The organism is Nocardia sp. NRRL S-836 (genome assembly GCF_001279525.1).
Classification (GTDB): Bacteria; Actinomycetota; Actinomycetes; order Mycobacteriales; family Pseudonocardiaceae; genus Lentzea.
Window position 1 is genome coordinate 202,701 of record NZ_LGDY01000103.1, and the last position, 25,090, is coordinate 227,790.

The following is a 25,090-nucleotide window of genomic DNA, read 5'->3' on the forward strand; positions in this document are numbered from 1 at the left end:
GTGCGGTGAGCGCTGCGCTCGTCGGCGCGCTCGCACTGTTCGGACTGACACCGGCGGCAGGGGCAGCGGTCGCCCGGCTGTCCGCCACCCTGACCGCGTCGAGCACCAACGGCCCGTACGGCGCGGGCAACGCCGGTGACGGCAACCAGGCCAGCTACTGGGAGAGCGCGAACAACGCGTTCCCGCAGTGGCTCCAGGCCGACCTGGGTGCCGCGAGGAGCGTCAGCAGGGTCGTGCTGCGGCTGCCCTCGAACTGGGAGCAGCGCACGCAGACCCTGACCGTGCAGGCAAGTGCGAACGGCGCGCAGTTCAGCGACGTCGTCGGCTCTCGCGGCCAGACCTTCTCGCCCGGCGCGAACAACACGGTGACGCTGGACTTCGGCGCCACCTCCGCGCGGTACGTGCGGGTCACGGTCACCGCGAACACCGGCTGGCAGGCCGCGCAGCTCAGCGAGCTCGAGGTGCACGGCGAGCCCGGCCCGGTCGACCCGCCGCCGGGCGACAACCTCGCGGCCGGCAAGCCCGTCGAGGAGTCCGGGCACGTGCACGACTTCGTGCCGGGCAACGCCGTCGACGGCAACACCGGCACGTACTGGGAGTCCAGCGGCCTGCCGGGCAACCTGACCGTGAAGCTGGGCACGAACGCCGACCTCACCTCGGTCGTCGTGAAGCTCAACCCGGATCCGGCCTGGGGTGCGCGCACGCAGAGCTTCGAGGTGCTGGGCCGGGCGGCGGGTGCCACGGCGTTCGCGACGCTGAAGGCCCGTGCCGACTACCGGTTCGACCCGGCGAGCGGCAACAGCGTGACGATCCCGGTGAGCGGCCGCGCCTCCGACGTGCGGCTGCACTTCTACTCCAACACCGGCGCGCCCGGCGGCCAGGTCGCCGAGCTCCAGGTGTTCGGCGCGTCCGCCCCGGCACCCGACCTGACCGTCACGAACCTGACGTGGACGCCCGCGAACCCGAGCGAGGCCGACGCGATCCGGCTCACGGCGACCGTCCGCAACGGCGGCACCGTCGCGTCCGGCGCGACCACGCTGAACGTCACCCTCGGCGGCACCGACGCGGGCACCGCGCAGGTCGCCGGGCTCGCCCCTGGAGCCACCGCGAGCGTCAGCGTCGACGCGGGGCGGCGGGGTGCCGGGTCCTACGCGGCCGCGGCCACCGTGGACCCGGCCAACCAGGTCGCGGAGACCAACGAGGGCAACAACACCTTCACCTCCGGCTCCGCACTGGTCGTCGGCCAGGCACCGGGACCGGACCTGACCGTCGTCGGTGTCACGCCGAACCCGTCCAGCCCGGCGGCCGGTGCGGCCGTGACGTTCGCCGTGCAGGTCCAGAACCGCGGCACGGCCGCCGCCGGTGCCTCGGTGACGCGGGTCGTCGTGGGCGGGACCACGTTGAACGCGAACACCTCCGCCATCAGCGCGGGCCAGACGGTGACCGTCACCGTCGGCACGTGGACCGCCACCAACGGCGGCGCCACGGCCACCGCCACCGCCGACGCCACCGGCCAGGTCGCGGAGACCAACGAGAACAACAACACCGCGACCCGGTCCATTGTGGTCGGACGCGGCGCGGCGGTGCCGTTCACCACCTACGAGGCGGAGGCCGGCCGGTACCAGGGTCAGCTGCTGCAGGCCGACGCGAAGCGCACGTTCGGGCACACCAACTTCGGCTCGGAGTCCTCGGGCCGCAGGTCGGTGCGGCTGGACGCGCAGGGCCAGTTCGTGGAGATCACCTCGACCGTGAGCACGAACTCGATCGTGGTGCGCAACTCGATCCCGGACGCCGCCGGTGGCGGTGGCATCGAGGCGACGATCAGCCTGTACGCCAACGACCAGTTCGTGCAGAAGCTGACCCTGTCGTCGCGCCACAGCTGGCTCTACGGCACCTGCGACGACCCGGAGTGCCTCACCAACCGCCCCGGCGGCGACGCGCGCCGGTTGTTCGACGAGACGTCGGCGCTGCTGGCGAACAGCTACCCGGCCGGCACCCGCTTCAAGCTCCAGCGCGACGCCGGTGACACCGCTCAGTTCTACGTCATCGACCTGATCGACCTGGAGCAGGTCGCACCGGCGGCGTCCGCACCCGCGGGCTGCGTGTCGATCACGCAGTACGGCGCGACCGCGAACGACGACACCGACGACGCGGACGCCATCCAGCGCGCCGTCACGGCCGACCAGAACGGCCAGATCCCGTGCGTGTGGATCCCCGCCGGTCGGTTCCGCCAGGAGAAGAAGATCCTCACCCAGTTCACCAGCGGCGGCTACAACCAGGTCGGCATCCGCGACGTCACGATCCGCGGCGCGGGCATGTGGCACTCGCAGCTCTTCTCGCTGACCCAGCCGCAGGACGCCGGCACGATCAACCACCCGCACGAGGGCAACTTCGGGTTCGACATCGACGACAACACGCAGATCTCCGACATCGCGATCTTCGGTTCCGGCCGGATCCGCGGCGGTGACGGCAACGCGGAGGGCGGCGTCGGCCTCAACGGCCGCTTCGGCAAGAACACGAAGATCGCGAACGTGTGGATCGAGCACGCCAACGTCGGTGTCTGGGTCGGCCGCGACTACGCCAACCTGCCCGACCGCTGGAACCCCGGTGACGGCCTGGAGTTCTCCGGCATGCGGATCCGCGACACCTACGCCGACGGCATCAACTTCACCAACGGCACCCGCAACTCCAAGGTGTTCAACTCGTCGTTCCGCACGACGGGCGACGACGCGCTGGCGGTGTGGGCGTCGAAGTACGTGAAGGACCAGAACGTCGACGTCGGCAGCAACAACGCGTTCCTGAACAACACGATCGCGCTGCCGTGGCGTGCCAACGGGATCGCCATCTACGGCGGTTTCGGCAACCGCGCGGAGAACAACGTCATCTCCGACACGGCGAACTACCCCGGCATCATGCTGGCCACCGACCACGACCCGTTGCCGTTCTCGGGCACGACGACGCTGGCCAACAACGCGTTGTACCGCACCGGTGGCGCGTTCTGGGGTGAGGCGCAGGAGTTCGGCGCCATCACGCTGTTCTCCCAGAACCTGCCGATCCCCGGCGTCGTGATCCGCGACACCGAGATCGTCGACTCCACCTTCGACGGCATCCAGTTCAAGGGTGGCGGCAGCGGCATGCCGGACGTACAGATCACGAACGTGCGCATCGACAGGTCGAACAACGGCGCGGGCATCCTCGCGATGGCCCAGGCCCGCGGCTCGGCGCGGCTGACGAACGTCACCATCACCAACTCCGCCGACGGCGACATCGTGAGGGAGCCCGGTACCCAGTTCGTCATCAACTAGGAGATCGTTATTAGAACCACCTCCGCGCGGGTACCTCCCGCACGGAGGTGGTTCTCATGTCGACGGTCGTTGTCGGTGTCGACGGCTCGGACCTGGCTCGGCGAGCCGCTCTGTGGGGCGCCGCGGAGGCTGCGCGGTGCGGTGCGGCGTTGCAGCTGGTCCAGAGCGTGCGCGCCCCGCTGCCGGAGCCGGTGTTCACGCCCGTGTCCACGCCGATCCCGGAGTTCGTGACCGAGGAGACGATGGCCCGCTCGGCGGAGGACCACCTGGCCGAGCTCGCGGAGGAGCTCCGGCAGACGTGGCCCTCGCTGCGGGTCTCCACGCGGGTGCGGGTGGGCCGCCCGGTCGACGTGCTGGCCGACGAGCCCGGCGACCTGCTGGTGCTCGGCTCCTCCGGCCGCACCGGCATCGCCGAGGTGGTCCTCGGTTCCACCGCCGCCGAACTGGTCTCGATCGGTGGCCGCCCCGTCGTGGTGACGCGTTCCGGCCCGCTGGACGGCCGCGTGGTCGTCGGCGTCGACGGTTCCGACATCTCCGCGGAGGCCATCGGGTTCGCGTTCGCCGAACGTCACGGCCGTGACCTGCTCGCCATCCACGCGTGGACCGACGTCGGCTGGGCCGAGCTGCCCGAGCAGGAGTGGGACCACGTCCGCGTGGACCTCGCGAAGGTGCTCGAAGAACAGCTCGCCCCGCACCGCTCACGTCACCCGTCCGTGCACGTGGCGGCCGAGGTCGCCTTCGAGGCGCCCGCTCGCGCACTGCTCCAGGCGGCCGACGGCGCGGCCCTCCTGGCGGTCGGCAGTCACGGCCGCGGCACCGTGAAGCGTGCGATCCTGGGCTCGGTCAGCCACGCTGTGCTGCACCACGCGCCGTGCCCGGTCGCCGTGGTCCACCGGAGGTGACGTGAGATGCGCGGGTCGGCCGTGCTGGTGACGTGCTTGGCCCTCGGCGGATGCGCGGGCGCCCAACCACCCGGCGTGCCGGGCGGGACTTCGGAGATGTCCGTGACGTCGGTGACGTCGGTGACGTCCTCGGTGTCCGCACCGCCCTCCTCACCGAGCCTGCCCTCGTCGACCCCGTCCGGGACCACGACGCCCTCGCGGGCGCTGGAGCCCGGGATCACGGTGCGCGGCACGGTGTCCGGTGGCGTCGAGTCCGGCTGCCTGGTCCTCGACACCGGCACCGCGCAGTACCTGCTGCTCGGCGCCGACCCCGCGATCGCGGTGGCCGGCGCCGTGGTGGAGGTGAGCGGGCGGGCTGAGCCGGGGGCGATGACGACGTGCCAGCAGGGCACGCCGTTCCAGGTGACGCGGACCCAGCGGGTCAGTTCCTGAGCGCGTCGCCCAGGAACGCGACGGCCTGCTTGATCGCACCCTCGGCGGCATGCGTGCCGCGCAGCGCGTTGAGCATCACGAAGTCGTGGATCGCCCCGGCGTACCGGACGGCGGTGACGGGCACGCCGGCCTCCCGCAGCTTGTCCGCGTAGGCCTCGCCCTCGTCGCGCAGCACGTCGGCCTCGGCGGTGATCACCAGGGCCTGCGGCAGCCCGGCGAGCTGCTCCAGCGAGGCGCGCAGGGGTGAGGCGGTGATCTGGGCGCGTTCGAGCGGGTTGGTCGTGTACTGGTCCCAGAACCACTGCATGGCGTCGCGGCGCAGGAAGTAGCCCTCGGCGAACTGCAGGTAGGAGTCGGTGTCGAACGCCGCGTCGGTCACCGGGTAGAACAGCACCTGCGCGCGCAGCGGCACGTCACCGCGTTCCTTGGCCTGCAACGTCAGCGCCGCGGCCATGTTGCCGCCGACCGAGTCACCGGCGACCGCGATGCGCCCGGCGTCCAGACCGTGGGCGGCACCCTCGGCGACGACCCAGCGCGCGGCGGCGTAGTTCTGGTCGATCGCGACCGGGTAGCGGGCCTCCGGCGAGAGCGAGTAGTCCGGGAACACCACTGCGGCACCCGTACCGACGGCGAGCTCGCGGACCAGCCGGTCGTGGGTGTGGGCGTTGCCGAACACCCAGCCGGCGCCGTGGATGTAGAGGATCACCGGCAACGGGCCGGTGGCCCCGGCCGGCTTCACGACCCGCACGCCGAAGCCGTCCAGCGACACCCACTGCTCGTCGACCTCGGGCTTGTCGACCGCACCCGACTGCACCTCGTCGACGGCCTTGCGCCCCTCCCCCGGCCCCAGGTCGAACAGGTACGGCGGCTTGGCGGTGGCGGCGGCGAACTCGGCGGCGGCGGGCTCGAGAACAGGGCGCTTCATGGCTTCCTCCTGGCGATCCGGGCTGGACACCACAAAGGTATTGCACGATTAAATCGTGCACAACGTAACCACGCCCTCAGCGCGAGCGGGAATAACCCGCGGACTCCGGCACGGACCGCTCGGCGGTGGCCGCGGCCCGGCCGGTTCGTCAGCCGACCGTGAAGCCCGCCGTGGCGCCGGTGAAGCCGGTGATCTTGCCGGTCCAGCCGGACTTCTCGTCGCCGTGGTGCACGACCCGGTAGGTGCCCGCGGGCGTGTCCGCCGGGATCTGCCAGGTGATCGTGGCGTTCGAGAACGCGACGCCGACCCGTTCCCACCGGTAGCGCGTCGACCAGTCGCCGTCGTCCGCGACCCGCACCCACTGGCCGTTGACCTGGCGCTGCACCTCCAGGAACGTCCCGTTGCGGTGCAGGTTGTTCTTCGGGTGGCCGGTGACGAACACGGCCGTCACCGTCTCGCCGCGCGCGTAGGACGCCTTGGGGGCGCTGAGGACGTCGCCGTACCTCTTGTCGGCGGGCTTGTCGTCGAGCACGACACCGGTCTGCAGGTTGAGCTCGGTGAACGGCGGCTTGCCCGGGTTCGGGCCCGCGGGCAGGGCGGTGCCGGCCTTCATCGACGCCGCGAGCTTGCCGAACTCCTGCTGGTAGGCGGGCGTGGTGTTGCGGCCGAAGAGGGTGGAGCCGCCCTCGTACTGCTGTGAGTCGTACTCCTCCGGCGTGGTGATGTACTGGCTGTAGTCGTTGGCGTAGCCCTGGATCAGCACGTTCCGCAGCGGCACGCCCAGTTCGGCGGCCACGGCCTTGCGGATGCGCAGGCCCGCGGTGATCGTGACCTCACCGGGCACCGCGACGAGGTGCAGCTGTCCGATCCGGACGATCTGCAGCGGCACGACGTCCGGCGTCGCACCGATCAGCCCGGTCGGCACGAGCGAGGCTTTGGGGAACTGGCAGTCCCGCAGCCACTGCGGGACCTCCATCTGCAACGGCTCGAACAGCTTCTTCCACGGCGACTGCATGCCCTCGGAGAAGCCGGGGATCGCCGGGCCGTCCTCGACGCTGCCCGCGATGGTCGACGCGCCGACGACGCCGGAACAGGTCGTGCCCGTCTTGCCGTCGGCGGTGAAGCGGCCGTCGACCTGCACGGCCGACATGTCCACGAACCGCATCCGCGCGTCGACACCGCCCGAGACCGCGGCCTGCGGGCCGTTGTAGATCTCCTGCGCCTTGCGGTTCTGGCGCTCGCCGATGACGCGGGCGTTCTCCCACTCGTTCTCGGTGGGGCCGGAACCGGGCCGCAGGTTGAGGTTCGGCGACATGTCACCGGCGTTGGTGTTCGGGAACGCCGCCACGAAGCCCTTCGCGTCGTCCAGGTACCGCACGCCTTCGTCGTCGTGCTCCCACCGGTAGGCCGCGTAACCCTTGTTGTCCGGGCTGATCAGCGTGTTGGCGTTGGTGATCGACGTGTTGTGCGTGGCGAACCAGCTGATCGCGCCGACGTCATCGCCGGACTGCCGGAACCGCAGCACGGTCATCTGCGGGTCGATGCCCTGCGGGAACGCGGCCCTGTCGGGGTTGCGGTCGAACGCGACGCGCGAGCGGTTCACCGAGGCGTTGGTCAGCTCGCCGAACCCGAGGCTGATCGAACCCGGCCTGAGGTCCTCGTGCGCCTCGACGACCGACTCGGTGATGCCGTCGACCACGGCGGCGAGCGCCTGCGGCTGCATGCCGAGGATCGAGAGGTTGTAGGCGAGGTTGTGCGACTGGCCGCCGGGACCGGAGTGCGTGTGTGTCGCGGACAGCAGCAGGTTCTCGCGGGTGTAGGTGGTGCCGTACCGGGCCTGGAGCTTGGTGAGCACGCCCTCCTGGACCGCGCGGAAGATCATCGCGAGGTCGGCGTTGACGTACGCGACCCGCTTGTTCGTCGCCCGGTCGACCACGACGTAAGCGCGCGCCCGCAGCCGCTGGTGGATGCCCGTCGTCTTCTGGTCGAACTTCGAGTAGCCCATCATGCCGTTCTCGGCGGCCGGGCCGGTGACGTCCGAGATGCCCCTGCCGACGAGGTAGGGCTCGGGGTCCGCCCACGCGAACGGGCCGCTGACCAGGGCCGCTCCCGTCAGTGCCGCGACGACCGTCATGACTGCAGTCCGCATGGCCACCCCGCCGAAGTGAATGGGATTCACATTTCGGAAGCCACGGTAGGTGATCCAGACCACTTCGAGCAAGTCACGGCGAGTGCGTTCGCGGTGACGACGAGCAAGATTCCGGCCCAGTGGTGCAGGTCTAGCTCCTCGCCGAGCACCACCAGCCCGGCCAGCGCGGCGAGCACCGGGTGCACGCTCATCGCCAGCCCGAACAGGCGCGCGGGCACCTTGCGCAGCGCGATCACGTCGACCGCGTAGGGCACGACGCTGCAGAACACGCCGGCACCGACCGCGTACAGGACCGACATCCCGGTCAGCTTCCCGTGCAGCACCAGCAGCACCGCGACCGGCACGTAGAGCGTGGCGGACATCGCGGTCGCGACGGCGGGCGCCTGCAGACCGGGCAGCCGGGCCCCGACGAGCCGGTTGAGCAGGATGTACGCGGCCCAGCAGCCCGCCGCGAGCAGGCCGAGGCCGACACCGAGGTAGTCGCTGCTCGGGCCCGGCAGCACCAGCACGTACACGCCGACCGCCGCGATCAGCACGAACAGCACGTCACGGCGCGTGCGCGAGCCCCCCAGCGCCACGGCGAGCGGGCCGAGCACCTCCAGCGTGACGGCGAGACCGAGGCCGATCCGGTCGATCGCGACGTACAGGCTGAGGTTCATCGTCGCGAAGACCAGGCCGAGCGCGATCGTCGGCCACCACTGCGCCCAGGTGAAGCGGCGCAGGTTCGGGCGAGCCATCGGCAGCAGCACGGCGGCGGCCACGAACTGGCGCACGGCGACGACCCCGGCCGGGCCGATCGTGGCGAACGCGTGGGCGCCCACCGCCGCGCCGAGCTGGTTGCTGGCGGCGCTGGCGGTCATCGTCGCGAACGCCCCGGTGCTCTTCATGCCACCCAGCCTGCGGTTCTCCCGGCGCCGCGGGAAATGCACGGGCCGTGTCAGCTATACGCTGGACGCATGGATCTGCGGCACGTGCGCGCGTTCGTGGCCGTTGTGGACGCGGGCACGTTCACCGACGCGGCAAGGGAACTGGGTCTCACCCAGGCGTCGGTGTCGCGCTCGGTGGCCGCGCTGGAGACGACGCTGGGCGTGCGCCTGCTGCAACGATCGACCCGGCACGTCGCGCTCACCGCGGTCGGCACGCAGGTCCTCGCCGGCGCGCGGCGGGTGCTGGACGAGGTCGCCCACCTGCACCGGATCGCCGCGCAGTCGCTCACCGAGCTGCGCATCGGCTACGCCTGGTCCGCGCTGGGCAAGCACACCCGGCGCGTGCAGAAGGCCTGGGCCACAGCGCATCCCGGCCTGCCGCTGGTGTTCGTCCAGTCGAACTCGCCCACCGCGGGCCTCGCCGAGGGCACCGCCGACGTCGCCGTCGTCCGCAGGGCGCTCGACGACCCGCGCTTCGAGACGGCGCTGCTCGGCACCGAACGGCGCTACGGCGTGGTCGCGACGGACAACCCGTTGGCGCGCAAGCGTTCCCTGGAGCTCGCCGACCTCGCCCGGTACTCGCTCGCGGTGGACGACCGGACCGGGACGACCACACTGGACCTGTGGCAGCCGGGCACCGCGCCCGCCGTCGTGCGCAACACCCACAGCGTGGACGAGTGGCTGACGCTGATCGCGGCGGGCCAGGCCGTCGGCATGACGTCGGAGGCCACCGCGAGCCTCAACCCGCGCCCCGGCGTGGCTTACCGGGCCCTGCGGGACGCGCCGCCGATCGCGGTGTGGCTGGCGTGGTGGAAGGACCAGCCACCGCGGCACCTCACCGACCTGATCACGCTGGCGTGCGACGCGTACCGGGTGTGAGGAAACGTCGCCGGGCCGCACACGTCCTTTGCGCGCACAAGCAGGTCGTGACGGCCAGGGCCGAGCGGCGAGCTTCGCCTGCCCGCGGTGGTGGCGCGACCCGGTCAGGCAGGGGCACTCCGCGCCATCACCTCGTGCACCACGGCGATCAGCGCCCTGGTCGCCGCGGTCGGCGCGCGACCGGCCGGGCGGGCCAGCCCGATCGGCCAGCGCAGGTCGGCGCCGGTCACCCGCAGCGTCGTCACACCCGTTGCGCCACCGAGGATGTAGCCGGGTAAGAGCGCGATGCCCAGGCCGTTGCGCACGAAGTCGACGCCGGTGAAGATGTCCGACATCTCCAGGGTCACCCGGCGCGGCACGGCGGCGTCGGCGAACGCGCGGTCGGCGACGGCCCGGTTGCCGTAGCCCAGCGGCGAGTCGATGAAGTCCATGCCCGCGAGCTCCGTGATGGGCACCTCCGTCCGGCGTGCCAGCGGGTGGTCGTCGGGCACCACCAGGTCCATGACCGAGTGCGCCAGCTCGTCGAGGACGATCCCGTCCGGCACCCCGGCCGGCAGTGAGACGAAGCTGAGGTCGAGCCTGCGGTCCAGCAGCTGCTCGACCAGCCCCGCCGACCCCCCGGTCGCCGCACTCGTGCGCACCAGCACGCCGGGGTGGCGGCGGTGGAACTCGCCGAGCAGCGCGGGCAGGTCGATCAACGTCATCGCGGTCAGCGTGCCGATCCGGACAGTGCCGGTGAGCCCGCCGCTGACCTGCTCGACGGCGTTCCTCGCCTCGGTGGCGGCGTCCAGCACCGCCTGCGCCTTCGGCAGCAGCGCCTCACCCGCGTCGGTCAGCAGCACCCGCTTGGAGTTGCGGTCGAGCAGGGTCGCGCCGAGCTCCCGTTCGAGGGTCTTGATCGCCGCCGACACCGCCGACTGCACCACGTGCACGCGCGCAGCGGCACGGGTGAAGTTGCCCTCCTCCGCGACCGCGACGAAATATTCCAGCTGACGCAGGTCCACACCAGCGAGTATCTCAGAAAGTGATGATCACGAGCAGCAACTTTCGTTGGACGTGATGATCGCGCGAGCGCAGGGTGGTGGCATGTCAATGCTCCTCGACGCACCGGCCGCCCGCCCGGCCACCAGCAGGCCCCACGGGCGGGGCTTCTGGGCCGTCGCCTTCGCGTTCCTCGTCTCCATGGCCTACTCGACCGTCCCCTCCCCGCTCTTCCCGCTCTACGTGGCCCGTGAAGGCCTGTCGACCTTCGCCGTCACCGTCGTGTTCGCCGCCTTCGCGGCCGGCGTCGTGATCAGCCTCGTGCTCGCGGGCCACGTCTCGGACTGGGTGGGCCGCAAGAAGATCCTGCTCCCCGCGCTCGGCCTGGAGATCGTCTCCGCCGCGCTGTTCCTGACGAGCACGGCCCTGCCCGTCCTGGTGGTCGCCCGCGTGGTCAACGGCCTGGGCGTGGGCATGATCGCCGCGACCGCCACCGCCTACCTGCACGACCTGCACACGCGGCACCGCCCCGGCGCCTCACCCCGCCGGTTCGAGGTCGTCTCCACGGCCGCGAACATCGGCGGCCTCGGCATCGGCGCCCTGCTCGCCGGCGCGCTCGCGCAGTACTCGGCCACCCCGCTGAGCACCCCGTACGTCGTGCTGGCCGCACTGCTCGCCGTCGCCGTCGTCGCCGTCGCGCTGACCCCGGAAACCGTCGTGCGACAACGGGTGTCCTACCGTCCACAACGGATCAGCGCGGACCACGGCGACCGCAGGACCTACTTCGCCGCGGCGGCCGGAGCGGTCTCCTCGTTCGCGGTGTTCGGCGTGTTCTCGTCGGTCTCCACGGGTTTCGTGGCAGGCGAGCTGCACCACCCGTCACGCACGCTGGCCGGCCTGGTCGTGTTCACGGTGTTCGGCGGCGCCGCCCTCGCACAGACCGCGACCGGCGGCCTCTCCCTCACCGCCCGGCGCGCCACCGGCCTCGGCGGCCAGGCGGCCGGCGTGCTGCTGGTCGTGGCCGGCATGCACACGACGAGCCTGGCGTTGTTCCTGCTCGGCGGCGCGATCGCCGGGGTGGGCGCGGGCGTGCAGTTCAAGGCCTCGGTCGGCGCGGTCGCGGCGATGGCGGCCCCCGCACGCCGCGGGGAAGCCCTGGCGAGCCTGTTCTTCATCGCCTACCTGGGCATGAGCCTGCCGTCGCTGTCGATCGGCCTCGCCACCCGCTACGTCGCACCCACCACCGCGATGACGTGGTTCGCCGCGGCCCTGCTCGTGCTGCTCGGCGCGGTGGCGGCACTCAGTCGACGTGCAGCAGGACCGGGTGCCGCACGTCCCGCGGGCAGGTGAAGATGGTGAGGTTGCCCTCCCGGCCGAACTCCCACTCGACGTTGTCACCGGAGGGTTCATGGGTGCCGAGCGACACCATCTGCCGCAACGCGGTGCCGCACTGCGCGCACTCGAACTCGATCGGACCGGTCTGCCACCACGCCGTCCAGCCGCCGATCTTCGTGCCGCTCGACGTCTCCGGCCAGTCGGCGTCCCGCAGTTCCTCCGGCCGCTCGAACGGGCGCGCGTACTCGGTGATCCTGACCGGCTCCAGCACGGTGACCGTGGGCGTGTAGATCTCCTCCTGCAGTGACGGCTGCGGCTCCTCCTCGATCAGCTCGACCACCGCGGCGGAGTCGCGCCAGACGAGGCGCACGTCCGGCCCGTAGGCGTGGTCCAGGTCGTGGTGGAGGGTGCACAGGAACACCTGCAGCACATCGGTGCCGTCCGGGAACGGCAACTCCGGGAAGTCGCGCCGGTAGAGCTGCACGGCGCCGACGAACGGCATCCCCACACCCGCGATGTCCGCACCGGGCACCCCGGGCGACCTCCGGTCGTGAGCGGTCCCGTCGCACCACGGCCACGGCTCGTCGATCGGCCACAGCACCGGGCCGCCGATGTGGCTGTCGGCGTCCGTCGGGTCGCCCGCCAGCGGGTTGAGGAGCACGGCGGGCCTGGCCCACTCAGCCTTGGTCGACACAAGCGGGAAGGCTAGTGGCACGGGGGTAACGGCAACGGGCCCGTCTCCGACTCCGCAGGTATGAGGTTCTTGATCACCCCCGTGCTCCTCGCCGTCCTCGCGACGGGCTGCACGTCGGAGGTCACCGGTTCCGGTTCGGGCACCGCGGCGACCACCACCACTGCATCGACCACCGCATCGACCACTGCGTCGACCACTGCGGAGACCGACCGGCCCGACACCCCGACCACGACGGCCGGCAGGACCACCGCCCTCGACGGGGTGCCTCCCGAGCAGTACGAGAGCCTGCCCTCCCAGTTCTGCGACCGGCCCTTCCCCGGCGCGCAGGGCAAGCCGATGCTGGCCGTCGTCGTGGAGACCCCGAAGGGACGGCTGAACTGCGACCAGGCCGGAGCCGTGCTGGCCGACTACTACGTCCAGCGCCGGGAGCCGATGTCCGGCATGCCGCCGGTCGAGATCGGGACGATGTCGTGCAACCAGGTCGCCGAGGGCATCCTGCCCCAGGTCGTGTGCGCCGACGCGGAGAACGTCGTCTACTCGATGTGGCCGCAGACCTGACGCGTGCGGTGCGGACGGGGTGACGAGCCGCAGTCACGTCCGCAGCACCTTCACATCCCCCGTTCCCGAGCGGCCGCGTCGATCACCTCGTCCAGCACGGCACGGGAGGTGTGCAGGTCGGCGATCATCCGGTCGATGCGCGCGCGTTCGTCCTCCAGCTCCGCGACCAGCCGCGGTGTCGCGACCTCGGACGGACCGCCGTCGGCGTCCCGCAGGCAGGGCAGCATGCGCGCGATCTTCTTGCTGTGCAGGCCCGCCGCGAACAGCTCCTGGATCCGGATCACCCGGTCGACGGCGCTCTCCTGGTACTCGCGGTGCCCACCGGACGTCCGTGCCGGCACGAGCAGGCCCTGCTGCTCGTAGTAGCGCAACGACCGTTCGCTCACGCCCGTGCGCTGGGCCAGCTCACCGATGCGCATCGCGATTTCCCCCGCCGAAAGGCTTGAACTTGACATTGGTGTCAACTTCTACCTTCGCACCATGACGGAGAACAAGCTCTACGACTACTCGCCCATTGTCGACCGCCCGCCCCTCACCTGGCCCCACGGCGCGCGAGTCGCCGTGTACGTCGGCCTCAACGTGGAGCACTTCCTGCTCGGCACGCCGTCGACCAGCATCTGGCCGGGCACCGCCGACCTCACGCCCGACCCGCTCAACCACGGCTGGCGCGACTACGGCCCGCGGGTCGGCATCTGGCGCACCATCGACGCGCTCGACCGCCACGGTCTGCGCGCCAGCGTGCTGCTCAACTCCACGGCCGCCCGGCGGTACCCGCGGATCATCGAGGCCGGTGTCGCGCGCGACTGGGCGTGGCTCGCGCACGGCGAGACGAACTCCAGGCTGCACACCGGGCTGGAGCGCGACGAGGAACGTGAGGTGCTCGCCGGCATAGTCGGCACGATCGAGCAGGCGACGGGCACCCGGCCGCGCGGCTGGATGGGACCGGGGCTCACCGAGACCCACCACACCCCGGAGCTGCTCGCCGAGCTCGGGCTGGACTACGTGCTCGACTGGACCGCCGACGACCAGCCGTTCCGGCTGAACGTGCCGGGCATGATCAGCGTGCCGTACTCGGTGGAGCTCAACGACCTCATGCTGCTCGACCGGTCCGGCCCGGACTTCCTGCGGATGGTGGTGGACCAGTACGAGGTGCTGCACGCCGAGGGCGGCCGGGTGCTCGCGCTGGCGCTGCACCCGTTCGTCACCGGTCAGGCGTTCCGGCACAAGTACCTCGACCTGGCCCTCGCCCACCTCGCGGCCGCACCCGACGTGTGGCTCACGACCAGCGACGACATCGCCGAGCACTACCTGAGGCACAACTAACAGCCACCCCGGCGTGCATGTCCATACACGATCGTGCATAATCATAGTCGTGTCCAAGGTGCTCACTTCACTTCCCGCCGGCGAACGCGTCGGCATCGCCTTCTCCGGTGGTCTCGACACCTCTGTCGCGGTCGCGTGGATGCGTGAGAAGGGCGCGGTGCCGTGCACGTACACCGCGGACATCGGTCAGTACGACGAGCCCGACATCGAGTCGGTCCCCGGTCGCGCGGGCACGTACGGCGCCGAGATCGCGCGCCTCGTGGACTGCCGTGCCGCGCTCGTCGAGGAGGGGCTCGCGGCACTGGCGTGCGGCGCGTTCCACATCCGCTCCGGTGGTCGCGCGTACTTCAACACCACCCCGCTCGGGCGCGCGGTCACGGGCACCATGCTCGTGCGCGCCATGCTCGACGACGACGTCCAGATCTGGGGCGACGGCTCCACCTACAAGGGCAACGACATCGAGCGGTTCTACCGCTACGGCCTGCTCGCGAACCCGTCGCTGCGGATCTACAAGCCGTGGCTGGACGCGGAGTTCGTGACCGAGCTCGGCGGCCGCAAGGAGATGTCCGAGTGGCTGCTGGAGCGTGACCTGCCCTACCGGTCGAGCGTCGAGAAGGCGTACTCCACCGACGCGAACATCTGGGGCGCGACGCACGAGGCCAAGTCGCTCGAACTGCTCAACGAGGGCATCGAGATCGTCGAGCCGATCATGGGCGTCAAGTTCTGGGACCCGTCGGTCGAGATCGCCGCCGAGGACGTGACGATCGGTTTCGACCAGGGCCGCCCGGTCACGATCAACGGCAAGGAGTTCGGCAACGCCGTCGACCTCGTGCTGGAGGCCAACGCGATCGGCGGCCGCCACGGTCTGGGCATGTCCGACCAGATCGAGAACCGCATCATCGAGGCCAAGAGCCGCGGCATCTACGAGGCGCCCGGCATGGCGCTGCTCTACATCGCCTACGACCGCCTCGTGAACGCGATCCACAACGAGGACACCGTCGCCAGCTACCACACCGAGGGCCGCAAGCTGGGCCGCCTGCTCTACGAGGGCCGCTGGCTCGACCCGCAGTCGCTCATGCTCCGCGAGGCGCTGCAGCGCTGGGTCGGCTCCGCGGTCACCGGCGAGGTCACGCTGCGGCTGCGGCGTGGCGACGACTACTCGATCCTCGACACGTCCGGCCCGGCGTTCAGCTACCACCCGGACAAGCTGTCGATGGAGCGCACCGAGGACTCCGCGTTCGGCCCGGTCGACCGGATCGGCCAGCTGACCATGCGCAACCTCGACATCGCCGACTCGCGCGCCAAGCTGGAGCTCTTCGCGGGCCTCGGCATGGTCGGCACCCGCCAGTCGGCGCTCATCTCGGCGCAGGTCGAGCCGACGCAGCTGATCGGCGACGTGCCCGACGGCGGCGCCGAGGTCATCGCCTCGCGCGGTGAGGTCTCCGAGGCCGACGCGCTGCTCGACGCGGCGGCGATCGAGTCCGGCACCGACTGACGTTCTCCACGCACACCGGCGGGGTGAGCGGGCGATCAGCCCACCCACCCCGTCGGCGTCAGGTCTGCGGCCACATCGAGTAGATGACGTTGTCGGCGTCGGCGCACACGACCTGGGGCAGGACCGCCTCGACGGTCTGGTTGCACGACATCGGCCCGATCTCCAGCGGCGGCAGGTTCAGCGTCGGCTCACGGCGCTGGGCGTAGTAGTCGAACAGCACGGCCGCGGCCTGGTCGCAGGTCAGCCTGCCCTGCACGGTCGGTGCCGGCCGCGCGATCGTCGCCGGCGGCCGTCGACCGCGTTGCGGGACCTCGACGTCTCGACCCGCCGACGCACCGCACCCTGGACAGATGGGAGCGCGGCCACGGGACGTGATCGATTCCGTCCCGGTCTGTGAATTTCCCGGACGGAGAAGATTCGGCGAACAACCTGGACGTGAACGCAGTTCATGTACCACCTTCTGCCTCGCAAGCCTCTCCCCTGCTCCCGGAATCGAGGCCCCTGTTGAGGAAGAAGCTCCTCGCCGCGCTGACCGGCGCGCTCCTGATCAGCACCCTGTTCCCCGGCATCGCGCTCGCCGATCCGCCGCAGGCGATCCCCGCCAGCTTCACGGCGGAGGACGGCAAGTGGCAGCCGGCGTTCGACTACGACGGTGACGGCTGCTACCCGACGCCGGCGATCTCGCCGACCGGGCAGGTGGCGCCCGGCCTGAAGAACTCCGGCGCGTTGAACGGCAACTGCCACGACCGGTCCGACCTGGACAACACCAACTCCTACAGCCGCTCCAAGTGCAACAACGGCTGGTGCGCCCACCTCTACGACCTGTACTTCGAGAAGGACCAGGCCGTGCCGGGCTGGGACTGCTGCGGCCACCGCCACGACATCGAGCACGTGGTCGTCTGGGTGCAGAACGACGTGGCCCAGTACGTCTCGACGTCGGAGCACGGCAAGTACAAGACCCACCCGCGCGCCAACGTGCAGTGGGAAGGCACCCACCCGAAGATCATCTACCACAAGGACGGTGCCAGCACGCACTGCTTCCGTCTCGCGGGCGCCGGTGAGCAGGCGGAGAACCACTACGGGGTCTACCAGTACCCGGACCTGGTGAGCTGGGACCGGTTCCCGGCCGGTGTGCGGGACGTGCTCGTGAACGCGGACTTCGGCAGCGCGTCGCTGGCGATCAAGGACAGCGCGTTCAACCACAACCTCGGCATCGCCAAGCCCGCCGGGATCGCGTTCGACCCGAACGCCTGACCCACCCGATCCCACCGCCACACCGCACCCCTCGCCCCGGAGCGTCCACGCCGGGGCGAGGGGTGCCGCTCACCTGGCCACGCGGTCGAGCCACTCCGCCAGCAACGTCCGTTCCGCGGGCGACAGCGCCGCCGGCGGCTCGTCCTCCAGCGCGGCCCGCAACGCGATCGCCCTGCTCGGGATGTCCGTCGGCTCGTCCGGCGCGGACTCCGACGTGATCGCCCTGATCACCTGCTCGCGCGAGAACGCGATCAGCCCCAGGTCCCGCTCGTGCTCCGGCGTCGCGATCAGCGCCAGCACCACGCCCATCCCCGCCGCGTGCACGAACTGCGCTGCCTGCTCGACCGGCACGGTCAGCCGCCCCGCCGCGGCGATCCGGCCGATGATCTCGCGGAGCATCGCGTCCGCTGCCTGCCGCGCCTCCCGCTTGCGCGGCTCGCCGTACATCAGCAGGTAGAACGCCGGGCACGCCAGGCCGAAGCCGATGTGCAGCTCCCACCCGCGGCGCAGGTCGGCGACCGGGTCGTCGCTCGCCCCCATCGCCTGCTTGGTCGCGAGGTAGCCCGCGAACCCGTGGGCCGCCACGGCGTCGAGCAGGCCGTCCTTGTCACCGAACAGCCGGTACAGCGTGGGCGCCTGCACGCCCGCCGCCGACGCGACCGCGCGCGTGGAGACAGCCTCCTTGCCGCCCTCGACCAGCAGGTCGGCCGCCGCCTTCACCACGCGTTCCCTCGTGTCCACGTAACGACGATAACATGCGACCGGTAGCGTTGATTCGGTATCGATGATATGTTGATTGTGTTATCAGCGGAAACAGCAGCTAGGAGAACCGACATGACTCGCGTTGCCATCGTCACCGGTGGATCGAGGGGGATCGGGCGGGCGGCCGCCGAGCGTCTCGCCGCGGACGGACAGGTCGTCGTCATCGGGTACGCCGGCAACAGGGCGGAGGCCGACAAGGCGGTGCGGGAGATCACCGCGCAGGGCGGTCAGGCCGTCGCCGCGCAGGCCGACGTGGCCGACGAGCACGCCGTGGCCGCGGTGTTCGACCTCGCCGAGCAGACCTTCGGCGGTGTCGACGTGGTCGTGAACTCGGCCGGCATCATGCCGCTCGGCACGGTCGCGGACATGGACCTCGACACGTTCGACCGCGTCATGCGCACCAACGGCCGCGGCACGTTCGTCGTCGCGCAGCAGGCCGCGCGCCGGGTCCGCGACGGCGGCGCGATCGTCAACATCTCGTCGTCGGTGGTGGGCCTGCGGTTCCCGCAGTACGGCGCCTACGCCATGTCGAAGGGCGGCGTGGAAGCGCTGACCCTGGTGCTGGCCCGCGAGCTGCGCGGCCGTGACATCACCGTCAACGTCGTCGCCCCCGGCCCCACGGCCACCGACCTGTTCCTCGACGGCAAGGACCAGGCGACGATCGACCACCTCGCGCAGCAGGCGCCGCTGGAGCGCATCGGCACGCCCGGCGACATCGCCGAGGTCGTGTCCTTCCTGGCGGGCCCGGCCCGCTGGGTCAACGGTCAGGTCGTCCGTGCGAACGGGGGCATCATCTGATGGGCGAGGTCATCGTCGTCACCGGCGCGTCCAGCGGTTTCGGCGCGCTCGCGGTGCGCAGGCTGGGCCTGGCCGGTCACACTGTCTACGCGGGCATGCGGGAGACCACCGGCCGCAACGCCCCCGCCGTCGCCGAGCTCGCCGCGTACGCCAGCGAGCACGCCGCCGACCTGCACGCCGTCGACCTCGACGTGCTGTCGCAGGGGTCGGCCGACGCCGCCATCGCGCTGGTCGTCGCCGAGCAGGGCCGCCTCGACGTGGTCGTGCACAACGCCGGCCACATGGTCACCGGCCCGGCCGAGGCGTTCACCCCGGAGCAGTACGCGCAGCTCTACGACACCAACGTGCTGGGCACCCAGCGGGTCAACCGCGCCGCGCTGCCCCACCTGCGCGGGCAGCGTTCCGGGCACGTGGTGTGGGTCGGCAGCAGCTCGACCCGCGGCGGCACGCCCCCGTACCTGGCGCCGTACTTCGCGGCCAAGGCGGCGATGGACGCGGTCGCCGTGAGCTACCGGGCGGAGCTGCTGCGGTTCGGCGTCGAGACCACGATCGTCGTGCCGGGCGCGTTCACCCGCGGCACCAACCACTTCGCGCACAGCGGCACACCGGCCGACACCGCCACCGCCGAGGCCTACGAGGAGCACTACCCCGGCCTGGTGGACCAGGTCGGTGCCCGCCTCGCCGAGCTGGAGCCGGCGTGGGCCGACGCCGGTGCGGTCGCCGACGCGATCGTGACCGCGGTCGGTGCGGAGAAGCCGCCGTTCCGCGTGCACGTGGACCCGTCGCAGGACGGCGCCGAGGTCGTGAACGCGGTGGCGGACCGGGTGCGCGCCGAGTTCCTGCGCCGGGTGGGCCTCACGGACCTCGTCTAGCGGCCGGGCCGGGCCTGGAGCAGCTCGGAGACGGTGACGAACCGGAAACCGCGCTCCCGCAGCCCGTCGATCACCGGCCCGAGCGCCTGCCGCGTCTGGTCGCGCGCCGCGTACATCGGGTGCAGCAGGACGATCGAGCCCGGTCTGGTCTTCGCGAGCGTCTCCTCGACGACCCGCGCCGCGGCCGGGGTGCCCGCGGAGTCCGGCTCGACGTCCCACATCACCGTGGTCCGGTCGTGCTGGCTCAGGTAGTGCGGCAACGCGAAGAGCTTCTTGCCGTTCGGCGGCCGGAACCGGATCTCCCCGCCGTAGCCGGTCGCGCGGATCAACGCGTCGGTGTCCTCGACCTCCTGCGCCACGAAACCCGGTGTCACGCCGACCATCCGCTCGTGGGAGTAGGTGTGGTTGCCGACCTCGTGCCCGGCCTGGGCGATCCGCCGGCCGAGCTCCGGGTGCTCGCGCAGCTCGCGGCCCACCAGGAAGAACGTCGCCTTGACGTCCCTGGCGGCGAGGGTGTCGAGCACCTGCTGCGCACCGGCCGGGTCGGGGCCGTCGTCGAAGGTCAGCGCGACGACCTTCTCGCCGGTCTCGACCCGGTGCACCAGCTCACCGGAGAACTCCGAAGGTGCGCGAGCTGCTGACCTGCCACAGCCCGGCGGCGGCCGTGAGCACGACGACCACACCGGTCGCGGTGATGATCGTCGTCTTGTGGGACAACCACTTCATGCGCCCACCATGTCGAGCACGGCCGTGCCGAGGCGCAGCACCCCGTCGTCGAGCGGCACGCACCGCATGCCGCCCTTGCCCCGCAACGCCTTGAACGCGCCGGGAGCGATCACCGCGTCCATCCACGCGCACGGGTTCGCCGGCCGGTGCACCTCGAACCGCACCGGCCCGTCCCCGCTGTCCAGGCTGAACACGGTGCCGCGGGCCAGCGCGTCCACGTCGAACCCGCTGACGACCACGTTCCTGCGGGCCAGCAGCGGGTCCACCGGCCACCGGGCCAGCGACTCGGCGGCGATGACCGTGACCGCCGCGGTGCGGTGCGCCGGGTGGTTGAAGTACCGGTCCCCCACGATCCCGAGCCCCGCGCGCACCTCGACGTGGCCGCGCGACACGGGCCCGGGATCGGGACGAGGGCCGTCCGACGGACGGCCCTCGTAGGCGTGCACGGCGGAGACGTGCAGCGCGACGACCTCTACCGCTCGCCCAGCTGCCATTCCGGCCTGACGTAGTGGCAGGTGTAGCCGTTGGGGTAGCGCTCCAGGTAGTCCTGGTGCTCCGGCTCGGCCTCCCAGAAGTCCGACGCCTGGGTGACCTCGGTGACGACCTTGCCCGGCCACTTGCCGGAGGCGTCGACGTCCGCGATGGTCTCTTCGGCGACGCGCTTCTGCTCGTCGGTCTCGAAGAAGATCGCCGACCGGTAGCTGGCGCCGATGTCGTTGCCCTGGCGGTTGCGGGTCGACGGGTCGTGGATTTGGAAGAAAAATTCGAGGATTTGCCGGTAGCTGAGCTGGGCGGGGTCGAACACGATCTCGATGGCCTCGGCGTGGTTGCCGTGGCGGCGGTAGGTCGCGTTCGGCGTGCTCGGGTCGCCGGTGTAACCGACGCGCGTGGAGACGACTCCGGGGTGGCGGCGGAACAGGTCCTGCATGCCCCAGAAGCAGCCGCCCGCGAGAACAGCCTTCTCCGTCACTGTGAATCTCCTCTGCTCGGTGTTCACTCAGGAGAACGTTCGGGCGTGGCCGGTTCATCCCCGGCGAGTTGTGACGTGTCCATTACGGGCTCCGGTGCCGTCGACCGCGCCTCGATCACCTCGCCCAGGTACCGCACGACCACCGCCACGGCGGCGGCCACCGGCACCGAGAAGAACGCTCCCGCGATCCCGTACAGGCTGGTGCCGGCCGTGACGACCAGCAACACGACCGCCGCGTGCAGCCGCAACCCGCGTGACTGCAGGATCGGCTGCAGCACGTTGCCCTCGACCTGCTGCACCACGACCACGATCACCAGCATGATGATCGCCGTGGTCAGGCCGTTGCTGACCAGCGCCACCAGCACCGCCAGCGCACCGGCGATGAACGCGCCGACGATCGGGATGAACCCGCCCAGGAACGTCAGCGCCGCCAGGGGCACCGCCAGCGGCACCCCGAGGATCAGCAGCCCCAGCCCGATGAACACGGCGTCGATCAGGCTGACGACCGCCTGGCTGCGGATGAAGCTGCCGAGCGTGGCCCAGATCCGCTCCAGCACCGTCGTGAGGTGCCCACCGGCGCGCCGGCCGACCAGCCCGCGCAGCCACGGCGTGAACCGCATGCCGTCCTTGACGAAGAAGAACGCCAGCAGCAACGCCACCAGGCCCGTGACCAGCCCCGAGGTCACCGCACCGGCACCGGTCAGCAACCCGCTCGCGATCGACCCGATGCTCGACTTGACCTGGTCGACCCCCTGCGCGATCAACCGGTCGAGGTCGGTGCCCTTGAGGTTGAACGGCGGTCCCGCCACCCACTTCTGCGCCTGCTGCAACGCGTCCTGCGCACTGCGCGAGATCTCCGGCACACCCGAGGCGATCGACGACGAGATCGCCGCCACCACCCCACCCAGCACCACGAGTCCGCCGACCAGCACGATCGTCGCCGCCAACGCCGAGTTGAGCCCCTTCGACATCAACCACCGCGCCGGCGGCCACAGCACCGTCGTGATGAGCAGCGCCAGCAGCACCGGCATCACCACGACCCACAGCTTGCCGATCAGCCATGCCAGCATCCAGAAGCCGAGCGCCGCCAGCGCCACCCGCAGACTCCACCGCGCGAGCCAGCTCACGCCGTGCCCGATGGCCTCGCCCTTGTCCGTCCACCCGCGATTGCGATCCACGGTGCCCAGTTTGTCCTGCGGTGAGCCGAACGGGTGTCAGGACGCGCGACTCCGTTACGACTTCGCGGCCCGCGCCTTCTCGATCACCGCCCGCACCGATCTCGGTGAGCAGCCTGTGGCCCCGGGGTTGCACGTCAGCCATCACCGTGCAACCCCGGGTTGCAGATCAGGGACGGGTGCCGAGCGACCCGACCACCGCGGTGCTGACCGAGGAGCTGGACCGCACCGTGCCCTTGTCGAGCGTGCCCTTCTCGGCGACGGTCGACCGGCTACCGATGAAGTCGCCGTCGGCGGGATCGATGATGATCTCCTGGAAGTCCTCGTAGTACTTGATGCCGAGCGCGACGCCTTCCTCGCCGTCGAGGTTCGCCCGCTTCTCGGTGACCACGAGGCCCGGCAGCAACGCGAGCGCGCGGAAGATGTCCGCCCGCACCCGCGCGGGCATCCGGCCGGAGTCCAGCGCCTCCCGCGCCTGCATCAGCACGCCGGGGTCGTCGGTGCCGCCGTCGGCCTTGAGCTTCTCGTACAACGCCCGCGGGTCGGACGGCAGCGACGCCACGAACTCCGGCGTCGGGTTGCTGAACGAGCCGTTGGTGCAGCGGTCCGGCTGGCCCTCGGCGTAGTAGGAGTACTTGCCGCACTTGCCGCGGAACTCCTGCTTGCCCTTGAACCGCCCCGGATCGGGCTTGCCGTCGCCCTCGTGACCGGGCAGCCACTCGGTCGGGCCGGTGTCCTCGGTGCGCAGCAGCCACTCGTCGCGGTGGTCGGCGGGCACCCACTCCTCGGTCGCGGCGCCGGAGGTCCACGCCTTGTCCGAGCCGCTCTCCACGACGATGCCCCGGTAGCGGCTGCGCACGTAGAGGTACTGGCCGGGACCCAGCGGCGGCACGGTGACGCGGTCGGCGAGGTCGGCGGCGTGGATCAGCTCCTCGGCGGCGGTCGCCGACGGGCCCGTCCCGGTGTCGACGGTCGACGCGGCCAGGGCACCGGCGGTGAGGACGCCGACGGCGGCCGCGGCGGCGAGCCAGCGGGTGCGGGTGCGGCGCGACGTGAGGGACACGACGGGTGCGACGGCCGTGGAGGTCGCAGCACCGGCAGACGTGGTGTCAGCCGCCGGAGTGTCAGCGGGTGTGGTTCCGACGAGCGTGGAGCCAGCGGACGCAGCGCCGGCGGGCGTGGTGCTTGCGGACGCGGTCACGGCGGTCGAGGCGTCGGCCACGGCGGTGGCACCGAGCCCGCTCGCCGCACGTTCCCGCAGCGCCTGCCGCAGCGCGAGCTTCCCCGCGGCGACGTCGAACGGCACCGGCTCCCCCGCGGCACGGGCGAGTGCCGCGTCGAGCACGCGGTCGAGCTTCTCGGAACGGTTCTGCTCAGACATGGCTGTCCCCCGGGAGGTCGTGGTCGATGTCGTGACCGGTGGCGGCGAGGCGGGTGCGCAGTCGGGCGCGGGCGCGGTGCAGGCGGGTGCGCACGGTCGCGACCGGCACGGCGAGGGCGACCGCGATCTCGGCCGGCGTCAGCTCACCCCAGGCGGTGAGCAGCAGCACCTCGCGTTCCTCGACCCGCAGGTCGGCGAGCCAGCCGGTGAGCGGACCGGCGAGCACGTCGGCGTCGGCCGCCGCGCTCGCCCGTTCCCCGACGTCGTCCTGCACCGAGCGGGCGGCGTGCGCCCTGGTCCAGGCGCGGAGCTTGCGGTCCTCGGCACGCACGTGGTGGCGCAGCAGGTTGGTGGCCACGCCGTAGAGCCAGGCGCGCAGGCCGTCGGTATCGCACGACTGGCCGGCACGCTTGTCCCACAGCACCAGGAACGCCTCGGACACCACGTCCTGCGCGGCGTCCGGGCCGATGCGGCCGGTCACGTACCGGTGCAGGCGCTCGGCCGTGGACTCGTAGAGGTCGAGCAGCGCCGGCTCGTCCAGCACGCCGGGCGCGTGCCCCTGGGTCGGCGCCTCGGGCGCCACGTCGGTTTGCACACGACCACCTGCCCGCAGACCCCGCGGGCGTTCCCGGTGTGTGCTCACCGCCACATCGTGGGCCAGCCGGTCAGCTCCCGCCCGGGAAGGGGTGCCTCGCCGCGTGCTCGGCCGCCGTCAGCCCGAACAGCAGGACGTCGTGGTGTCGGCCGAGCATGTACTCGTGGTCGCGCAGCCGGCCCTCCTCCTGGAAGCCGAGGCGGCGGTGCAGGGCGATCGACGCCTCGTTGAACCCGATGACGCTCGACTCGCACTTGTGGAACCGCCGCTCGCCGAACATGAAGCCCAGCAGCAACCGGACGGCGTCGGAAGCGTAGCCGCGGCGGTGGAAGGCGTTGCCGATCGCGATGCCGTAGGAGAACCGCCCGGCCCGGTGGTCGACCTCGTGCGTCGAGGTCATCCCGACGAGCCGGCCCTCGTCGAGGGACTCGATCGCAAGCTGCACGGTGTCGCCCTGCGGCTTCTTGAGCGCCGCCTCCTGCGCCCACTCGCGCTGGCGGGCCGCGGAGAAGGGCGGGTGGATCATGTCCGCGGCCCGCATGTCGTCGGTGTGCTCGTCGAACGACCGGAACGACTCCCAGTCCTCCGGTTCGACGCCGCGCAGCCGGACCCGGTGTCCTGTCCAGAAAGATGTCATGATCCGCAGTCCTACC

26 protein-coding genes are annotated in these 25,090 nt (G+C 71.3%); 11 read left to right on the forward strand and 15 right to left on the reverse strand.

The genetic code is table 11. The features are described from left to right. Positions 1–5: 5 nt before the first annotated feature. Genes ADL03_RS22575 through ADL03_RS47285 form a run of 3 tightly spaced genes read left to right on the forward strand, consistent with a single transcriptional unit; the run spans position 6 to position 4,639 of the window. Positions 6–3,305, forward strand: a complete 3,300-nt coding sequence (locus ADL03_RS22575) for a CARDB domain-containing protein (RefSeq protein WP_231642127.1) — start codon at positions 6–8, stop codon at positions 3,303–3,305. 56 nt (positions 3,306–3,361) lie between these two features. Continuing rightward, a complete protein-coding gene (locus tag ADL03_RS22580) occupies positions 3,362–4,207 on the forward strand; it encodes a universal stress protein (RefSeq protein WP_053735500.1) in 846 nt (281 codons plus the stop codon). Positions 4,208–4,213: 6 nt separating this feature from the next. Then, positions 4,214–4,639, forward strand: a complete 426-nt coding sequence (locus ADL03_RS47285) for a hypothetical protein (protein WP_157529092.1) — start codon at positions 4,214–4,216, stop codon at positions 4,637–4,639. Here the strand turns inward: ADL03_RS47285 and ADL03_RS22595 are convergent. The 3 genes from ADL03_RS22595 to ADL03_RS22605 all read right to left on the reverse strand — a co-directional run bounded on the left by ADL03_RS22595 (position 4,629) and on the right by ADL03_RS22605 (position 8,600). Next, positions 4,629–5,564 (reverse strand): alpha/beta hydrolase, encoded by a 936-nt coding sequence (locus ADL03_RS22595; protein WP_053735503.1) that lies wholly within the window; start codon positions 5,562–5,564, stop codon positions 4,629–4,631. The two genes, ADL03_RS47285 and ADL03_RS22595, sit on opposite strands and share 11 nt — an antisense overlap. A gap of 148 nt (positions 5,565–5,712) precedes the next feature. Beyond that, on the reverse strand, positions 5,713–7,713 hold the full coding sequence (locus ADL03_RS22600) for a neutral/alkaline ceramidase (RefSeq protein WP_053735504.1): 2,001 nt from the start codon (positions 7,711–7,713) through the stop codon (positions 5,713–5,715). Positions 7,714–7,739: 26 nt separating this feature from the next. Next, positions 7,740–8,600 carry a DMT family transporter gene (locus tag ADL03_RS22605; protein WP_053735505.1) on the reverse strand — a complete coding sequence of 287 codons (861 nt, stop codon included), beginning with the start codon at positions 8,598–8,600 and terminating at the stop codon, positions 7,740–7,742. A gap of 69 nt (positions 8,601–8,669) precedes the next feature. On the opposite strand from ADL03_RS22605, the gene ADL03_RS22610 reads away from it, so the two are divergent. Continuing rightward, entirely contained in the window at positions 8,670–9,518 is an 849-nt protein-coding gene (locus ADL03_RS22610) for a LysR family transcriptional regulator (RefSeq protein ID WP_053735506.1), read from the forward strand. Between the two features lie 104 nt (positions 9,519–9,622). Here ADL03_RS22610 and ADL03_RS22615 read toward each other — a convergent pair whose 3' ends face one another. Then, positions 9,623–10,522: a LysR family transcriptional regulator gene (locus ADL03_RS22615; protein ID WP_053735507.1), complete on the reverse strand. Its 900-nt coding sequence runs from the start codon at positions 10,520–10,522 to the stop codon at positions 9,623–9,625. Positions 10,523–10,604: 82 nt separating this feature from the next. Here ADL03_RS22615 and ADL03_RS22620 point away from each other — a divergent pair, with 82 nt between their 5' ends. Further along, a complete protein-coding gene (locus tag ADL03_RS22620) occupies positions 10,605–11,849 on the forward strand; it encodes an MFS transporter (protein ID WP_053735581.1) in 1,245 nt (414 codons plus the stop codon). On the opposite strand, the gene ADL03_RS48575 is transcribed toward ADL03_RS22620, so the two are convergent. Next, positions 11,800–12,528, reverse strand: a complete 729-nt coding sequence (locus ADL03_RS48575; protein ID WP_197288556.1) for a DUF1963 domain-containing protein — start codon at positions 12,526–12,528, stop codon at positions 11,800–11,802. The genes ADL03_RS22620 and ADL03_RS48575 overlap by 50 nt on opposite strands. 60 nt (positions 12,529–12,588) lie before the next feature. Between ADL03_RS48575 and ADL03_RS48580 the strand changes: the two genes are divergently transcribed. After that, positions 12,589–13,086 (forward strand): hypothetical protein, encoded by a 498-nt coding sequence (locus tag ADL03_RS48580; protein WP_053735509.1) that lies wholly within the window; start codon positions 12,589–12,591, stop codon positions 13,084–13,086. Between the two features lie 50 nt (positions 13,087–13,136). Here ADL03_RS48580 and ADL03_RS22635 read toward each other — a convergent pair whose 3' ends face one another. After that, a complete protein-coding gene (locus tag ADL03_RS22635) occupies positions 13,137–13,505 on the reverse strand; it encodes a MerR family transcriptional regulator (RefSeq protein WP_053735510.1) in 369 nt (122 codons plus the stop codon). A gap of 61 nt (positions 13,506–13,566) precedes the next feature. On the opposite strand from ADL03_RS22635, the gene ADL03_RS22640 reads away from it, so the two are divergent. Continuing rightward, entirely contained in the window at positions 13,567–14,409 is an 843-nt protein-coding gene (locus tag ADL03_RS22640) for a polysaccharide deacetylase family protein (protein WP_053735511.1), read from the forward strand. Between the two features lie 49 nt (positions 14,410–14,458). Further along, the gene (gene argG / locus ADL03_RS22645; protein ID WP_053735512.1) at positions 14,459–15,904 is read left to right on the forward strand and encodes an argininosuccinate synthase; all 1,446 of its coding nucleotides are present in this window, start codon (positions 14,459–14,461) and stop codon (positions 15,902–15,904) included. Positions 15,905–15,962: 58 nt separating this feature from the next. Here argG and ADL03_RS22650 read toward each other — a convergent pair whose 3' ends face one another. Beyond that, on the reverse strand, positions 15,963–16,160 hold the full coding sequence (locus tag ADL03_RS22650) for a hypothetical protein (RefSeq protein WP_053735513.1): 198 nt from the start codon (positions 16,158–16,160) through the stop codon (positions 15,963–15,965). A gap of 248 nt (positions 16,161–16,408) precedes the next feature. Between ADL03_RS22650 and ADL03_RS22655 the strand changes: the two genes are divergently transcribed. After that, positions 16,409–17,158, forward strand: a complete 750-nt coding sequence (locus ADL03_RS22655) for an NPP1 family protein (RefSeq protein WP_231642130.1) — start codon at positions 16,409–16,411, stop codon at positions 17,156–17,158. Positions 17,159–17,227: 69 nt separating this feature from the next. Here the strand turns inward: ADL03_RS22655 and ADL03_RS22660 are convergent, their stop codons facing one another. After that, positions 17,228–17,899 carry a TetR/AcrR family transcriptional regulator gene (locus tag ADL03_RS22660; protein ID WP_053735514.1) on the reverse strand — a complete coding sequence of 224 codons (672 nt, stop codon included), beginning with the start codon at positions 17,897–17,899 and terminating at the stop codon, positions 17,228–17,230. Between the two features lie 93 nt (positions 17,900–17,992). Here ADL03_RS22660 and ADL03_RS22665 point away from each other — a divergent pair, with 93 nt between their 5' ends. Both ADL03_RS22665 and ADL03_RS22670 read left to right on the forward strand, forming a co-directional pair. Continuing rightward, entirely contained in the window at positions 17,993–18,718 is a 726-nt protein-coding gene (locus ADL03_RS22665) for an SDR family oxidoreductase (RefSeq protein ID WP_053735515.1), read from the forward strand. Continuing rightward, positions 18,718–19,590: an SDR family NAD(P)-dependent oxidoreductase gene (locus tag ADL03_RS22670; protein WP_053735516.1), complete on the forward strand. Its 873-nt coding sequence runs from the start codon at positions 18,718–18,720 to the stop codon at positions 19,588–19,590. Before ADL03_RS22665 ends, ADL03_RS22670 begins: the two co-directional genes overlap by 1 nt. Here the strand turns inward: ADL03_RS22670 and ADL03_RS22675 are convergent. The 7 genes from ADL03_RS22675 to ADL03_RS22705 form a co-directional block, all read right to left on the reverse strand. Beyond that, positions 19,587–20,192, reverse strand: coding sequence for a polysaccharide deacetylase family protein (locus ADL03_RS22675; protein ID WP_369809001.1), 606 nt, complete (start codon positions 20,190–20,192; stop codon positions 19,587–19,589). The genes ADL03_RS22670 and ADL03_RS22675 overlap by 4 nt on opposite strands. Before the next feature lie 120 nt (positions 20,193–20,312). Further along, a complete protein-coding gene (locus ADL03_RS22680) occupies positions 20,313–20,810 on the reverse strand; it encodes an MOSC domain-containing protein (RefSeq protein WP_053735517.1) in 498 nt (165 codons plus the stop codon). Next, complete coding sequence (gene msrA / locus ADL03_RS22685; RefSeq protein WP_255353389.1) at positions 20,789–21,313, reverse strand: peptide-methionine (S)-S-oxide reductase MsrA; 525 nt, start codon at positions 21,311–21,313, stop codon at positions 20,789–20,791. Before msrA ends, ADL03_RS22680 begins: the two co-directional genes overlap by 22 nt. Beyond that, on the reverse strand, positions 21,310–22,464 hold the full coding sequence (locus ADL03_RS22690; protein ID WP_197288557.1) for an AI-2E family transporter: 1,155 nt from the start codon (positions 22,462–22,464) through the stop codon (positions 21,310–21,312). Before ADL03_RS22690 ends, msrA begins: the two co-directional genes overlap by 4 nt. Before the next feature lie 166 nt (positions 22,465–22,630). Then, a complete protein-coding gene (locus ADL03_RS47295) occupies positions 22,631–23,842 on the reverse strand; it encodes a CU044_5270 family protein (protein ID WP_053735520.1) in 1,212 nt (403 codons plus the stop codon). Next, a complete protein-coding gene (locus tag ADL03_RS22700; protein ID WP_053735521.1) occupies positions 23,835–24,437 on the reverse strand; it encodes an RNA polymerase sigma factor in 603 nt (200 codons plus the stop codon). Before ADL03_RS22700 ends, ADL03_RS47295 begins: the two co-directional genes overlap by 8 nt. 70 nt (positions 24,438–24,507) lie before the next feature. After that, a complete protein-coding gene (locus ADL03_RS22705; protein WP_053735522.1) occupies positions 24,508–25,074 on the reverse strand; it encodes a GNAT family N-acetyltransferase in 567 nt (188 codons plus the stop codon). Positions 25,075–25,090: the final 16 nt, after the last annotated feature.

What these genes read in the sequence shown, in the direction of transcription:
- ADL03_RS47285 (WP_157529092.1), top strand. Translation starts at nt 4,214, where the DNA reads ATGCGCGGGTCGGCCGTGCTGGTGACGTGCTTGGCCCTCGGCGGATGC.
- ADL03_RS22610 (WP_053735506.1), top strand. Translation starts at nt 8,670, where the DNA reads ATGGATCTGCGGCACGTGCGCGCGTTCGTGGCCGTTGTGGACGCGGGC.
- ADL03_RS22605 (WP_053735505.1), bottom strand. Translation starts at nt 8,600, where the DNA reads ATGAAGAGCACCGGGGCGTTCGCGACGATGACCGCCAGCGCCGCCAGC.
- ADL03_RS22635 (WP_053735510.1), bottom strand. Translation starts at nt 13,505, where the DNA reads ATGCGCATCGGTGAGCTGGCCCAGCGCACGGGCGTGAGCGAACGGTCG.
- ADL03_RS22620 (WP_053735581.1), top strand. Translation starts at nt 10,605, where the DNA reads ATGTCAATGCTCCTCGACGCACCGGCCGCCCGCCCGGCCACCAGCAGG.
- ADL03_RS22680 (WP_053735517.1), bottom strand. Translation starts at nt 20,810, where the DNA reads ATGGCAGCTGGGCGAGCGGTAGAGGTCGTCGCGCTGCACGTCTCCGCC.
- ADL03_RS22670 (WP_053735516.1), top strand. Translation starts at nt 18,718, where the DNA reads ATGGGCGAGGTCATCGTCGTCACCGGCGCGTCCAGCGGTTTCGGCGCG.
- ADL03_RS22705 (WP_053735522.1), bottom strand. Translation starts at nt 25,074, where the DNA reads ATGACATCTTTCTGGACAGGACACCGGGTCCGGCTGCGCGGCGTCGAA.
- ADL03_RS47295 (WP_053735520.1), bottom strand. Translation starts at nt 23,842, where the DNA reads ATGTCTGAGCAGAACCGTTCCGAGAAGCTCGACCGCGTGCTCGACGCG.
- ADL03_RS22580 (WP_053735500.1), top strand. Translation starts at nt 3,362, where the DNA reads ATGTCGACGGTCGTTGTCGGTGTCGACGGCTCGGACCTGGCTCGGCGA.
- ADL03_RS22640 (WP_053735511.1), top strand. Translation starts at nt 13,567, where the DNA reads ATGACGGAGAACAAGCTCTACGACTACTCGCCCATTGTCGACCGCCCG.
- ADL03_RS22665 (WP_053735515.1), top strand. Translation starts at nt 17,993, where the DNA reads ATGACTCGCGTTGCCATCGTCACCGGTGGATCGAGGGGGATCGGGCGG.
- ADL03_RS48580 (WP_053735509.1), top strand. Translation starts at nt 12,589, where the DNA reads ATGAGGTTCTTGATCACCCCCGTGCTCCTCGCCGTCCTCGCGACGGGC.
- ADL03_RS22600 (WP_053735504.1), bottom strand. Translation starts at nt 7,713, where the DNA reads ATGCGGACTGCAGTCATGACGGTCGTCGCGGCACTGACGGGAGCGGCC.
- ADL03_RS22595 (WP_053735503.1), bottom strand. Translation starts at nt 5,564, where the DNA reads ATGAAGCGCCCTGTTCTCGAGCCCGCCGCCGCCGAGTTCGCCGCCGCC.